This is a genomic window from Arthrobacter sp. 05T47 (assembly GCF_056395825.1).
In genome coordinates, this window is the sequence record NZ_JBFTKG010000035.1 from 1 (window position 1) to 13513 (window position 13513).

12 protein-coding genes and 1 rRNA gene are annotated in these 13513 nt (G+C 67.4%); 3 read left to right on the forward strand and 10 right to left on the reverse strand.

The window, feature by feature from the left end; genetic code table 11:
• The 4 genes from AC1DEY_RS18715 to AC1DEY_RS18730 all read right to left on the reverse strand — a co-directional run.
• A 16S ribosomal RNA gene (locus AC1DEY_RS18715) occupies positions 1-190 on the reverse strand; the annotation flags it as partial.
• A 499-nt stretch (positions 191-689) separates the two neighbouring features.
• Positions 690-2003 (reverse strand): tyrosine--tRNA ligase, encoded by a 1314-nt coding sequence (gene tyrS / locus AC1DEY_RS18720; protein WP_476869279.1) that lies wholly within the window; start codon positions 2001-2003, stop codon positions 690-692.
• A gap of 75 nt (positions 2004-2078) precedes the next feature.
• Positions 2079-4307, reverse strand: a complete 2229-nt coding sequence (locus AC1DEY_RS18725; RefSeq protein ID WP_476869280.1) for a HelD family protein — start codon at positions 4305-4307, stop codon at positions 2079-2081.
• A 149-nt stretch (positions 4308-4456) separates the two neighbouring features.
• Positions 4457-5014, reverse strand: a complete 558-nt coding sequence (locus tag AC1DEY_RS18730) for an adenine phosphoribosyltransferase (RefSeq protein WP_476869281.1) — start codon at positions 5012-5014, stop codon at positions 4457-4459.
• Positions 5015-5149: 135 nt separating this feature from the next.
• On the opposite strand from AC1DEY_RS18730, the gene AC1DEY_RS18735 reads away from it, so the two are divergent.
• Positions 5150-5767 (forward strand): GNAT family N-acetyltransferase, encoded by a 618-nt coding sequence (locus AC1DEY_RS18735; protein WP_476869282.1) that lies wholly within the window; start codon positions 5150-5152, stop codon positions 5765-5767.
• Between the two features lie 6 nt (positions 5768-5773).
• Here AC1DEY_RS18735 and AC1DEY_RS18740 read toward each other — a convergent pair whose 3' ends face one another.
• Both AC1DEY_RS18740 and AC1DEY_RS18745 read right to left on the reverse strand, forming a co-directional pair.
• Positions 5774-6370, reverse strand: a complete 597-nt coding sequence (locus tag AC1DEY_RS18740; protein ID WP_476869283.1) for a hypothetical protein — start codon at positions 6368-6370, stop codon at positions 5774-5776.
• A gap of 52 nt (positions 6371-6422) precedes the next feature.
• Positions 6423-7124, reverse strand: coding sequence for a DNA-3-methyladenine glycosylase (locus tag AC1DEY_RS18745; protein ID WP_476869284.1), 702 nt, complete (start codon positions 7122-7124; stop codon positions 6423-6425).
• 90 nt (positions 7125-7214) lie between these two features.
• Here AC1DEY_RS18745 and AC1DEY_RS18750 point away from each other — a divergent pair, with 90 nt between their 5' ends.
• Together AC1DEY_RS18750 and AC1DEY_RS18755 are read left to right on the forward strand one after the other, a co-directional pair.
• Entirely contained in the window at positions 7215-8789 is a 1575-nt protein-coding gene (locus AC1DEY_RS18750) for an AlkA N-terminal domain-containing protein (RefSeq protein ID WP_476869285.1), read from the forward strand.
• The gene (locus tag AC1DEY_RS18755) at positions 8786-9304 is read left to right on the forward strand and encodes a methylated-DNA--[protein]-cysteine S-methyltransferase (RefSeq protein WP_476869286.1); all 519 of its coding nucleotides are present in this window, start codon (positions 8786-8788) and stop codon (positions 9302-9304) included. Before AC1DEY_RS18750 ends, AC1DEY_RS18755 begins: the two co-directional genes overlap by 4 nt.
• A gap of 55 nt (positions 9305-9359) precedes the next feature.
• Here AC1DEY_RS18755 and AC1DEY_RS18760 read toward each other — a convergent pair whose 3' ends face one another.
• The 4 genes from AC1DEY_RS18760 to AC1DEY_RS18775 all read right to left on the reverse strand — a co-directional run bounded on the left by AC1DEY_RS18760 (position 9360) and on the right by AC1DEY_RS18775 (position 13419).
• The gene (locus tag AC1DEY_RS18760) at positions 9360-10097 is read right to left on the reverse strand and encodes a maleylpyruvate isomerase family mycothiol-dependent enzyme (RefSeq protein WP_476869287.1); all 738 of its coding nucleotides are present in this window, start codon (positions 10095-10097) and stop codon (positions 9360-9362) included.
• A 37-nt stretch (positions 10098-10134) separates the two neighbouring features.
• Positions 10135-10680, reverse strand: a complete 546-nt coding sequence (locus tag AC1DEY_RS18765) for a pyridoxine/pyridoxamine 5'-phosphate oxidase (RefSeq protein WP_476869288.1) — start codon at positions 10678-10680, stop codon at positions 10135-10137.
• A 103-nt stretch (positions 10681-10783) separates the two neighbouring features.
• Positions 10784-12208, reverse strand: a complete 1425-nt coding sequence (gene argH / locus AC1DEY_RS18770) for an argininosuccinate lyase (RefSeq protein ID WP_476869289.1) — start codon at positions 12206-12208, stop codon at positions 10784-10786.
• A gap of 5 nt (positions 12209-12213) precedes the next feature.
• Entirely contained in the window at positions 12214-13419 is a 1206-nt protein-coding gene (locus AC1DEY_RS18775) for an argininosuccinate synthase (RefSeq protein ID WP_091557836.1), read from the reverse strand.
• Between the last annotated feature and the right edge of the window lie 94 nt (positions 13420-13513).

Sequence of the window (13513 nt, forward strand, 5' to 3'; positions counted from 1 at the left end):
GCGATGAGGAGTCATATCCGGTATTAGACCCAGTTTCCCAGGCTTATCCCAGAGTTAAGGGCAGGTTACTCACGTGTTACTCACCCGTTCGCCACTAATCCCCGGYGCAAGCACCGGATCATCGTTCGACTTGCATGTGTTAAGCACGCCGCCAGCGTTCATCCTGAGCCAGGATCAAACTCTCCGTTGAAGTAAAACAGACACAGCACGCACCCCCGGGAAAACGGAAGAAACACGCTGCACAAAATTTGAAACCAGCTGTAAAAACCAGACCACACCACGGGGTGGCATGATCCAGTCAATTCAACCAATCCATTACAATAAATTGGTATCAACAAACTTGGCACACTATTGAGTTCTCAAACAACAGACACATTCGAATATTTACCGAAACAATTCATTTTCATGAATTCTTATTTCGTTTTTCTTCGCTGCGATGTTTATAGCTTATTTCATTCATTTCCACTTTGCAAACTCGCGATTTTCATCGGAATTTCACTTTGTGGAGCGAATCCGCCCAGCAGAATTGAAGCAATTTCCATTATGTGCGCCTAGCGCATGGAGAATTGCTTCTCATTTGTGGGGGTTTGTCACCACTCAACGGCGGCGACTCAGAAAACAATACACGCTCCCCCTCGGCCGTGCAAATCGGCCGGGGAGGAGCGTGCAGGCTGCGTAATGAACGTTGATCAGGACGCGGCGACTTCCACCGTGGCCAGGTTCTTCTTGCCCCGCCGCAGGAGCAGGTAACGCCCGTGGAGCAACTCGCTGGCGGCAATAACGGCGTCGGGATCGGACACCTTCGCATTGTTGACGTAGGCCCCGCCCTCCCCCACTGTGCGGCGTGCGGCGGATTTGCTCTCCGAAAGACCGGAAGCGACCAGCAGCTCGATGATGCCCAGGGCGCCGGCGTCGACCGTGGCGGAGGGCAACTCGGAAGTTGCCGCTTTCAACGTCGCCTCGTCCAGTGCGGAGAGATCGCCGTTGCCGAACACTGCGGCCGAGGCTGCGATGACCTTTTCCGTGGCGTCCACACCGTGGACGAGCGAGGTTACCTCATAGGCCAGTTTCCGCTGGCCTTCGCGGGCGAACGGCCGCTCGGCGACCGCGAGCTCCAGCGCCTCGATCTCGGCGCGGCTCAGGAAGGTGAACACCTTGAGGCGGTCCGCTACATCCGCGTCCGCCGTATTGAGCCAGAACTGGTAGAAGGCGTACGGGCTGCACATGGCCGGATCCAGCCAGATGGCATTGCCCTCACTCTTGCCGAACTTGGTGCCGTCAGAGTTGGTGATGAGCGGCGTTCCCAGGGCGTGGACGTGCTTGCCCTCGACCTTGCGGATCAGCTCGGTACCGCTGGTGAGGTTGCCCCACTGATCCGAGCCGCCGGTCTGCAGCATGCAACCGTGGTCGCGGAACAGCTGCAGGTAGTCCATGCCCTGCAGGATCTGGTAGCTGAACTCCGTGTAGCTGATGCCTTCCTCGGAACCGAGGCGGGATGCCACGGCGTCCTTGCGGAGCATGGTGCCGACGCGGTAGTGCTTGCCGATCTCGCGGAGGAAGTCGATGGCGCTCAGGGGCGCCGTCCAATCCAGGTTGTTGACCATCCGGGCGGCGTTGTCGCCCTCGAAGCTGAGGAAGCGCCGGACCTGGGCCTGCAGGTAGCCCACCCATTCGGACACGGTGTCCTTGGTGTTCAGGGTGCGTTCCGCCGTCGGACGCGGATCACCGATAAGGCCTGTGGACCCGCCCACCAGCCCGAGGGGCTTGTGGCCGGCCAGCTGGAGCCGGCGCATGACCAACAGCTGGACAAGGTTACCCAGGTGCAGGCTCGGCGCGGTCGGGTCGAAGCCGCAGTAATACGTCACGGGATCGCCGGCGAGGAGCTTTTCGAGCTCTGCCTCATCCGTGGAGACGTGGACAAGGCCGCGCCATTTCAACTCCTGCCAGATATTGGCAAAGCTGGGGTCGTTCTGCTGGGCATCGAGAATATTTAGCTGGGACACGGAATCTAAGTTAGCAGGATCGACGGACCGGCATCGCAGGTGACTCCCGGCCCGGGACGGGCAAGCCGGACCGCGCTACTCCTCGATGCCGGCCGGGACGCCGGAGGCGGCGATGAGCCTCAGGCGCTGCGTGGGCCGGGTCATGGCCACGTACAGGTCCCCCACCCGGCCGTGCTCGTGGTTGAGCATGTCCGTCGGTTCCAGGACCACGACGCCGTCGAACTCCAGTCCCTTGGCCTCGCGGGGACTGATCACCACGATGTCCTGCGCGTAACTTCCCGCTCCGGTCCCGACACGGTGGCCGTACACGGCCCGCAGTGCCGCGCTGGCTTCGGGGAGGAGCTCGCCGTCGGCGATGACGGCCAGCAGGCCGCCCTCGATAGCGGCCAGTTCCTCCGGGAGCACCTCAACGAGCTTCTTGACGATCTGGCCGGCGCCGACACGGTCGATGACCGGGGACCAGTGTCCTTCCCTGACGGCCTTGGGCGCGGAAACCACCAGGCCGGCCGCGGTAGCCATGCGGGCCGCGGCCTCGGCGATCTGGGACGGGGTGCGGTAGTTGACGGTCAGTTCCTCGAGCTGCCAGCGGTCGCCAAACATAGGGCCCAGTGCGCTGTGCCAGGAGTTGGCGCCGGCGACGGAACTGGTCTGGGCGATGTCGCCCACGATCGTGAACGACTTCAGCGGGCAGCGCCGGACCAGGAGCCGCCACTGCATGGGCGACAACTCCTGGGCCTCGTCCACGACGATGTGCCCGAAGGCCCAGCTGCGGTCCGTGGTGGCACGCTCTGCAGCGGTCAGCCGCGTCTCGCGCTCCTGGTTCTGGTCCACAAGGTCTTCGGCCGTGACGAGGACGTCCACTCCGGCGGTTTCCATGTTGACCAGGGTCTGCTTGGCGTTGGCGAGGTCGCGGGCACGGTCCTGTTCCTGCTGCGCCAGTCCGCGTCCGGCGGCGGCATCGAGCTCGCCGAGCAATTCGGCGGCCTCGTCGAGCAGCGGAACGTCGGACTCGGTCCACGGCGAATCCGCGGGGCGGAGCAGCAACGCCCGCTCCTCCGGGCTGAGGTTCGGGGTGCATGCCTCGAGGATGGCCGGCTTGCTCAGCAGCTCCCCCACGAGCTTCTCCGGGGTCATCGGCATCCAGCACAGGTTCAGSGCSAYCCGGACATCSCGSGCGGAGCGGACGTCCTCGGCCAGGTAGGAGCGGTCGGCGTTGTTGCCGATGTTGCCGGCCTCCACCAGCTCCGTCATCTGCTCGGTCAGCTCGCGGAGCAGGATCTTGACGAAGGAGACGCGGGCCTCGTTGTGCGGTTTACCCGTGGCGCGCGCCCGTTCCTTGGCGCGTCGGACCTGCCGCGGGGTGAGGACCAGCTTGCGGCCATCGACCTCGAGGATTCTGTTTCCGGCCGGAATGCGCTGCCGGTTGGCCACGGCGTTGGCGACCACCTCGGCCATGTCCAGCCGGCCCTTGATGGCCGCCACGGCGGAGTCCTGCTCGGCGACGGCGGTGATGCCCGGCATGAGCCGGCCCAGGCTCGCCATGACGACGCCGGTCTCGCCGAGCGAGGGCAGCACGCGCTCGATGTACTTCATGAAGGACGACGTCGGTCCCACCAGCAGGACGCCGGCGCTCTTGAGTCTGTCCCGGTGGGTGTAGAGCAGGTACGCGGCGCGGTGCAGCGCGACGGCGGTCTTGCCGGTGCCGGGACCGCCCTGGACCACGAGGGCACCGGAGATGGAGGAACGGATGATCCGGTCCTGCTCGGACTGGATGGTGCCGACGATGTCTGACATCCGGCCGGTCCGCTTGGAGTTCAGGGCAGCCAGCAGGGCGCCTTCGCCCTGGAGCGAATCGTTGTCGGCGAGCATGTCGGCGTCGAGGACGTCATCCTCGATCGCCTTGACCTCGCGGCCCTGCAGGATCAGGTGACGGCGACGGCGAACGCCTTGGCGGTCGAACGCCGTGGCCTGATAGAAGTGGCCGGCCTCGGGCGCCCGCCAGTCCACCATGAGCCGTTGCAGGTCCTCGGTGGTCAGGCCGATGCGGCCGATGTACTGGGCCTCGCCGGAATCCAGGTCCAGGCGGCCGAATACCAGCCGGTCGTCGACGGCATCCAGCTGGGCTAGGCGGTCCTCGTAGAGGGCCGCGAAGGCATCGCGTTCGGAAACGTTCTGCATGGTGCCCACGGCACCGGCACGGCGCACCTGGGCCAGCTGGGTGCGCTTCTCTGCCCGCAACTCATCGAGCCGGGCGTAAAGTCCGGCCACATAGTCGCGTTCATGGGCCAAATCAGCGTCGTGCATCGAACGTTCCCCTATCGAAAAAGACGGACCCACCATTCTACAGCCATTTCGACGGACATAGCGGTTGTATGTCCCCGAACAGTGCCGAGGCAGTCTTCGTCAGGGAATTCTACCGATACGCCACGGATGGTCCAGCCACCGCGCGCCCGTTAGATCCTCAGCAGGGAGCGGACGTTGTGGCCGGTCAGGGCCGAGCGCCCGGCCAGTTCGTCGAGTTCCATGACCACGCCGACGCCGGCCACGTGGATCCCGCACCGCTCGAACAGCCGCGCCGCGGCGCCGAGCGTACCGCCGGTGGCGAGCACGTCGTCGAGGATCAGCACCCGGCTCCCCGGCGCCAGATCCGTGGTGTGCAGCTCGAGGGTGGCGGTGCCGTACTCCAGGGCGTAGTCCTCGGAGAACACTTCGCGCGGCAGCTTGCCGGCCTTGCGGACGGTGATGACTCCGGTCCCGGTGGCGTAAGCTGCGGCCGCCGCGAGCAGGAAGCCGCGGGCTTCCACTCCGGCGACGGCGTCGAACTGGCCCTGGAAAGGGCCCACCAGGGCATCGACGACGGCTCCGAAGGCGTTGCCGTCGGCGAACACCGGGGTGAGGTCCTTGAAGCTGATTCCGGGTTTGGGATAGTCCGGGATGGTGGCGCACAGGCTCTCGATCAGCTCATCCACGGGCAGTGCTGTCTTGGTCTGGTTCAGCTGGCTTTGATTCACCCATCTACCTTACTGGCTGGTAGCAAACCAGCCCGGCGGCCCTCCTCCGCGGGCAACCTCGCGGCCACCCAATGTTCATTTCGGCGGCGCCTGATTCGACGGTCCCGTCCACCCGGCCGGTGATTGAATGCTCCAATGCGACACGACATCGTCCTTTCCGGCCATGGGGTCCGCCTGGTTCCGTTGGCCCCGCACCACGCGGCAGGCCTCTTTGATTTCGTGGATTCCGGCATGTGGGCAGGCATGGCGGCCCCGATGCCGGGGACGACCGGCGAACTGGCTGGCCTCTTCGAGTCACGGCTGGAGGATCCCGCCACGATTCCGTTTGCCGTGACGGACGGGCGCACCGGCGCCCTGCTGGGCACCACGTCCCTCCGCGACTACGTGCCGGCCCAGCAGCGCCTGGAAATCGGCGGAACCTTCTATGGAAGGCAGTTCTGGGGCAGCCACGTCAACCCGGCGAGCAAGCACATGCTCCTTGCCTACGCCTATGAAGTACTGGCAGTCCACCGGGTGGCGTTCCGCTGCGACGCCCGCAACACCCGGAGCGCGACGGCGATCGAACGGCTCGGCGCCCATTTTGAGGGGATCCTCCGCGGCCACCGCGCGGCACCCGGCGGGGGCAGGGCAGATACCGCTGTGTACTCGATCCTCGCCCAGGAGTGGCCCCAAGTGCGCGAGGACCTTCGGCGGCGTCTCTCCCCGTTCGCCGTCGGCGCCGACTACGGGCTCAGCAGCCTCGCCGCGTCCTAGGAATTCCTACGTTCCGGCGGCTGGCGGCACGGGTTCGTCCGGTTCGGGCGGGCGCAGGAGGTCATTCGCAAGCCCGTAGGCGACGACGTCCAGCGCTATTCGCAGGGCCCGCTCGGCGTCGAACCGCCCGGCTGCCACGCTGCTCAGCCGGGCGTAGTCTTCGGCCCACCCGGACCGGCGAAACCTGTCGGCGTCGCCATGGAGGAGCCGGCCATAGAGGACGTCCTCGAACAAGTCGTGGTCGTTCGCGGCGATTTCGGCCATCCGTGCCTCGCGGTCCCGGATCATCTCGTTCGTGAACAACCTGCCTGCTTCTGCCGTCCCCTCGGTAATGCGGGAGTCCGCAGAGTAGTTGCACATGCGCAGGGCCCGCACCACGAGCTTGAGCGAGACGTGCTCATCCGGGACGACGAACTTTCGCAGCAAGGCTGCACGGAAGAGCTCAAGCCAGTGTCGGCGCTCTGCCTCGGCCGAGTCGGCCGCGGCCGGCGCCAGATCGGGTGTGAACAGCTCAACCATGCCGAAGTACTCGGTGGCCAGCTGCGCGAAGATCTGGAGCCGTTCCAGCTCGCTGCCCGGTTTTCCGCGTTTGCCCTCGCCCATAGTGCTCCATCCTCCCTGAGCGCCGACGCTGCGCATCAAGGTACGTGCCCGGCTACCCGCCCCGGGCGTTTGGGGCCTTTACTGTTCTTGCCGGCTTTGCCGGCTTGTAGCGGGAGACGGTGGGGTCGCCGGTGAGCCAGAACCGCCAGGGGTAGTCATGGCTGCCGCCGGCGCCGGAGACGCCAACCCGGGGGCCGGAGCTGATGCCGGCGACCCCGTCCGGCCGATTCACGGGCGGTTCCAGCCTGAACGGCGGCGCCAGGGCATCCCGCCCGCTGTCCGCCGTCGTGACGCCCAGCGCTGTGGCTAGCCGGGCGGGCCCGCTGGCGAGGTCGTTGTCCGATTTCGACGTCGGACGCCTGGCCCTGGCCAGTTCATGTCCCGCAACCACTTCGCCGGCCCGCAGCAGCAGCGCCGACGCCACCCCTTCAGGCCCGCAGACGATATTGGCGCAATGGTGCATCCCGTAGGTGAAATACACGTAGAGGTGGCCCGCCGGGCCAAACATCGGCGCGTTGCGGGCCGTCTGGCCGCGGAAGGTGTGGGACCCGGGATCAGGGTGGCGCGAATCATGCGGTCCCAGGTACGCCTCCACCTCGGTGATCCGCACAGAGACGGAGCCTTCCCGCCCGTCGTGCGTCAATATGGCGCCGAGCAGGAGCGGCGCAACGTGCCGGGCGTCGGCCGAGAGCATCGCCCGGAGCGAAGCGTGCGTGCCGGGCTCTGTGCCGGGCCGCGTGCCGGGCTCTGTCATGTTCAGACTTTAACAAATGCCGCCGCAAGCCCCCACGGCCGTGTCCGAATTCCGCTAGCAGGCGATCCGGGAAGCTGGCAGGATGGGGTCATGGACTTTTGGCAACGCTACCGGGCAATCGACGCCCGGGACACCCGATTCGACGGGCAGTTCTACACAGCCGTCCGGACCACCGGGATCTACTGCCGGCCCTCGTGTCCTGCCCGGACACCCAAAGCGGACAACGTCACGTTCTATGAGACGTCAGCCGCCGCGCACGAGGCCGGCTACCGGGCGTGTAAGCGTTGCCTGCCGGAGGCTGTGCCCGGCACCCCGGCCTGGAACGTGCGCTCGGATATCGCCGGGCGCGCCATGCGGCTCATCAATGATGGCGTGATCAACCGCGACGGCGTCGAAGGGCTGGCGGCCCGGCTCGGCTATTCCTCGCGCCAGCTCAACCGGATCCTCAGCCACGAACTCGGCGCCGGACCCCTGTCCCTGGCGCGGGCAAGCCGGGCCCAGACCGCCCGCACCCTGCTGGTCTCCACCGCCATGAAAGTCTCGGACATCGCCTTCGCCGCGGGATTCAGCAGCGTGCGCCAGTTCAACGAGACCATCGGCGAGGTCTTCGCCATGACGCCCTCTGCGCTGCGGGCCACGGCCCGGCACCACCGCGCCCCCGCAGCCACCACGGCGCTCACGCTCAATCTTCCGTACCGGGAACCGTTCGATCCCGGTGTCTTCGACTTCCTCGCCGTCCGCGCTATCCCCGGGATCGAGGAAGGCACCTCCCACTCCTACGCCCGGACCCTGCGGCTGACCCACGGCGATGCCCGTTTCCGGGTGGATTACGACGCCGGCGCTCCCGGGCGCCCGCTCGTGCTGACCATCGGCGCCGTCGACCTCCGGGACCTTGCCGCCCTGTTGAGCAGGGTCCGCCGCCTGCTGGACCTCGACGCCGATCCCGTCGCCATAGATGCCGCCCTCGCCGCCGATCCCCGCCTAGCCGCCACGGTGGCGGTCACGCCGGGGATGCGGATGCCCGGCGCCGTTGATCCGCAGGAACTGCTGATCCGGGCCATGATCGGCCAGCAGATCACGGTGGCTGCTGCGCGGACCGCCCTGGTCCAGCTTTCGGCGGCCGGGAGCGAGAGCCTGGTGCCCGCCGACGGCCTGCACCGGCTGTTCCCGACGGCCGCCCAGATTGCCGAGTCCGGCTTCGAACTGCTCCGCGGCCCGCAGCGGCGGATCGACTCCGTTCGCGGCGCGGCGGCAGCCATGGCCTCCGGGGACCTTGATTTCGGCTACGGCGATGATGTGCACGGGCTCGAGGCCAAGCTCCTGCCGCTTTCCGGCGTCGGGCCGTGGACCGTCGGATACGTCGCGATGCGCGTCATCGGAGCACCGGATGTGTTCCTTGCCAACGACGCGGCCGTCCGGAACGGCATCCGGTCCCTCGCCCCGGCCCCCGGCGCCGCGCTGAGCCCTGATTTCCGCGAGGTCAGCCCGTGGCGCTCCTACGCCACCATGCACCTGTGGCGCGCGGCAGCGGCCGCCCAGGCCGCGGCACGCAAGCCGCCACGGGCGACACAACAAGCACCAACATCGGCGACACAGCAGACACCGCAGACACCGCAGACACCGACACAAACTTCCGCGCAGACTCCGAAGAAAGCGAAACCATGAAAGCCCAGCTGTTGACCATGTCCACCCCGGACGGCCCATTCACCATCATTGCCCGTGACGGCGTCGTCCTGTCATCGGGCTGGACCGCCATCCCCGGCGAACTGACCGGGCAGATCCACGCCGACCTGCTGCCCGGCGAATTCGAGACCGTCACCGGGATGGGCGCCATCTCCGAGGCCGTCGAGTCGTTCTACGCAGGGAATCCGGAGCCCGCCATGGCCGTGCCGGTGCTGCAGAAGTCCGGACCCTTCCGCAGCCACGCCTGGGACGTGCTGCGGACGGTCGCTCCGGGGCACCCCGTGACCTACTCGGAGTACGCGGAATTGTCCGGCAACCCCAAGGCCGTCCGCGCGGCAGCCAGTGCCTGCGCCTTCAACGCGGCGGCCTTRTTCGTTCCTTGCCACCGTGTGGTCCGCACCGAYGGSASCCTGGGCGGCTTCCGCTGGGGACTCGCCGTCAAGGGCAGCCTGCTGGACCGGGAACGCGAACTCGCCCTCGCCACGGCACGGCCATAGGACGAAGGATAAGACCTGCGCGGTTTGGCCTGGCAGTCCGCCACGGCTGGGATCCTCAGTTGTTGATGGGCACGCCGGATGGCCAGGGCAGCAGCTCCGGAAGGTCGACGCCGTCGGCCGCGGCGGTGGCGCGCAGGCTGCCAAGGGTAGGCGTGCGGCCGGCGAGCCACGCGGCAATATCCGTCAGCATTCCGTTGATCACCGTCGAATGTCCACCGCTGCCAATGGCCACCGCCGGCAGGCCGAGCGGCTGCAGGACAAAGCGCTGCCCCTCGGGCACCCGGGCGGAGAGGAACTCGAAGAGGTGCCCGCAGAACGGCCGGCTCCAGGTTTCCGGGCCGTGGCCGGTGCCGAGATCCGCCGCGTGGATGACGAGTTCGCGCCAGAGGGCCAAGCCGCCGTCGAACACGACTCCCCCGCGGTAGGTGATGGACTCGCGCCAGCCGGCCGCGTCGAGGGCGTCGAAGGCGCCCAGGGCCCTGCCCAGCGCGGAGTCGAGGTCGGCGCGGTGCTCGGCGAGGCTGTGGCCGGCCGCCATGTCGATGGCGCGGTTCCGCCCCTCGAAGCCGCCGTCGTAGAGTTCCACGGCTTCACCGCGGGCCGCGTATTCGAGCTGGCGGGCCATTGCGTTGGCGATTCCGCAGATGTGGGCCAGCACGTGCCCGCGGCTCCAGCCGGGCAGTTCGGACGGCGCCTTGATGTCCTGTTCGGTCAGTTTCGCGGTGATTCCGGCCACGACGTCGGCGGCGCGGTGCAGTTCTGCCCGAAGGTTCTCTGGTGTGATGGAGGTCATGCCGCCCATCCTAACGGAGCCACCCAATTAACCCGGACTAACTGAACGGAACGTGGTCAGCGGGCGCGTAGCGGTGCCGGATGTGCCTGCGGTCGTGCCGTGCCTGCCAGAATTCGATCTCCCGGGGGCGGAGGGCGTAGAGCTGCCAGTCTGTGTTTTCATTGTCGCTGCCGTCCGCGCCGGGCCGTGCCTGCCAGTCCGCGGCCGAGGCCTCGGCGGAGAGCTCCACGACGTCCCCGGCCACCCGCACTTGGCGGCCCTGCTGCTGCCAGAAGAAGTTCAGGGCCGCGTGTGGGTTGGCCGCGAGTTCCTTGCCCTTGCGGGATTCCCGGGAGGTGGCGAAGTGCCAGCCGTCGGCGTCGATGTCCTTGAGGATCAGCATCCGCGACGACGGCCGGCCCTGCCCATCCGCCGTGGCCAGGCTGCACGCGTTCGGCTGCGGCACCCCGGCAGCCAGGGCTTCGCCGAGCCACAGCCGGAACAGCTCGGCAGGGTCCGCGGGCGCGCCCGCCGGATCGAAGTCCGGGAGCACCTCCGGGAAATCTGGCAGGGCCCGCAGCATTTTCCGGAAAGATTCGCTCATGCACCCACCTTAAACGCCGCGAGTTGGCATTTCACGGCAGTGTCATTAGACAACATTGCCGCGAAATGCCAACTCGCGTGGGGTGTAGGCGCCTCGGTGCGAACTAGCCCGCGTACTCCCGCACGCCGGCGAGTTCGCCCTCGAGGGCCAGCAGCTGGCGTTCGACGGCGGCCGGCGCGGTACCGCCCTGGGAGTTCCGGCTGTTGAGCGACCCCTCGGTGGACAGGACCGTGCGGACCTCCGGCGTCAGGTGCCCGGAGATGGCCGCGTATTCCTGGTCTGTGAGGTCCCAGAGCTCGACGCCGCGGCTTTCGGCCTGCTTCACCGCGGCACCGGAGAGCTCGTGCGCCTCGCGGAAGGGAACGCCTTGCCGGACCAGCCATTCGGCGATGTCCGTGGCCAGCGCGAAGCCCTGGGGTGCCAGGGATTCCATCCGTTCGGTGTTGAACGTCAGCGTCGCGATCATGCCGGAGACTGCCGGGAGCAGGACCTCCAGGGTGTCGGCGGCGTCGAAGACCGGTTCCTTGTCCTCCTGCAGGTCGCGGTTGTACGCGAGCGGCAGGCCCTTCAGGGTGGCCAGAAGCCCGGTCAAGTTGCCGATCAGCCGGCCGGCCTTGCCACGCGCGAGCTCGGCCACGTCCGGGTTCTTCTTCTGCGGCATGATCGATGAGCCGGTGGAGTAGGAATCGTGCAGGGTGACGAAGGAGAATTCCTTCGTGGCCCACAGGATCACTTCCTCCGAGACCCGGGACAGGTCCACGCCGATCATGGCCGTGATCCAGGCGAACTCGGCGAAGACGTCGCGGGAGGCGGTGCCGTCGATCGAGTTGTGCGTCGCCGAGAAGAAGCCCAGGTCCGCCGCGACGGCCTCCGGGTCCAGGCCCAGCGAGGAACCCGCCAGGGCACCCGAGCCGTAGGGCGAAACGCCGGCGCGCTTGTCCCAGTCCTGAAGCCGCTGCACGTCGCGCAGCAGGGCCCAGGCGTGGGCCAGCAGGTGGTGGCTGAGCAGGACCGGCTGGGCGTGCTGGAGGTGCGTGCGGCCCGGCATGGCCACGCCCKGGTGGGCCTTGGCCTGSTCCACCAGCGCGTCGATCGTGGCGASCACRCCGCGGGCGATGATCCGKGCGTGGTCACGCAGGAACATCCGGCCCAGCGTGGCCACCTGGTCGTTGCGGGAACGGCCGGCGCGGAGCTTACCGCCCAGCTGGGTGCCGGCGCGCTCGATCAGGCCGCGCTCCAGGGAACCGTGCACATCCTCATCCGACTCCGCCGGCAGGTAGGCGCCGGAGGCGACGTCCTGATCCAGCCGGCTCAGGGCGTCCAGCATGCCCTCGAGTTCGGCGTCATCCAGCAGCCCGGCCTTGTGCAGCACGCGGGCGTGCGCCTTGGACCCGGCGATGTCATAGCGGGCCAGCCGCCAATCAAAGTGCGTGGACTTGCTCAGCGCCGCGAGGGCGTCCGCGGGGCCGCCGGCGAACCGGCCACCCCACAGCGCGCCTTCATTGGTGGCGGACCTCTGCTCAGCCACGGGGGCTACTTTCCTGCGACGCGGATGTCGCGGCCGGAGGCAACCTTGGCGGACATGCCCCACAGCTCGATGAAGCCGCGCGCCATGGACTGGTCGAAGGTGTCGCCCGTGTCGTACGTGGCGAGGTCGAAGTCGTACAGCGAGGTTTCGGAGCGGCGTCCGTTGACGATCGCCTGGCCGCCGTGCAGCACCATGCGGATGTCGCCGGTGACGTAGCGCTGGGTGTCCTCAATGAAGGCGTCGAGGGAGCGCTTGAGCGGGGAGAACCACTGGCCGTCGTAGACCAGCTCGGCCCAGCGCTGGCCGACGGTCGCTTTGAAGCGGGCCTGCTCGCGCTCGATGGTGATGTCCTCGAGGTGCTTGTGGGCCGTGATGAGCGCCATGGCGCCGGGGGCTTCGTAGATTTCGCGGGACTTGATGCCTACGAGGCGGTCCTCGACGACGTCGATGCGGCCGACGCCCTGGGCGCCGGCGCGGCGGTTGAGTTCCTTGATGGCCTGCAGCGGGGTGACCTTGACGCCGTCGATCGCGACCGGCACGCCGGCCTCGAAGGAGATGGTGACCTCATCCGGTGCCGGCGGGAATTCCGGGGTGGCGGTGTAGTCGTAGATGTCCTTGGTGGGGGCGTTCCAGATGTCCTCGAGGTAGCCGGTTTCGACGGCGCGGCCCCAGACGTTCTGGTCGATCGAGTACGGGTTCTTCTTGGTGGTCTCGATCGGCAGACCCTTTTCCTCGGCGAAGGCGATGGCCTTGTCGCGGGTCAGGGCAAGGTCGCGGACCGGTGCGATGCACTTCAGGTCCGGGCCGAGGGTCTGGATGCCGACTTCGAAGCGGACCTGGTCGTTGCCCTTGCCGGTGCAGCCGTGGGCGACGGTGGTGGCGCCGAACTCGCGGGCTGCCTTGACCAGGTGCTTGACGATCACCGGGCGGGAGATGGCCGAGACCAGCGGGTAGTGGCCCTGGTAGAGGGCGTTAGCCTTCAGCGTGGGCACGCAGTACTCGTTGGCGAACTCGTCGGACGCGTCGGCCACGTAGGCTTCGACGGCGCCGCAGCCCAGCGCGCGCTGGCGGATGGTCTCCAGCGATTCGCCGCCCTGTCCGACGTCGACCGCCACGGCGATGACCTCGGCGCCGGTGGCTTCACCGATCCAGCCGATGGCTACGGAAGTATCCAGGCCACCGGAGTAGGCCAGAACAATACGCTCAGTCACGGAAATGCTCCTTAGTTGTTTAGTTTATTGGTGTCTGTTGCAAGCCTGTCACAAGCCGGGTGTGCCCGGTCCTGTGAACGGCCCATGGTGTGGC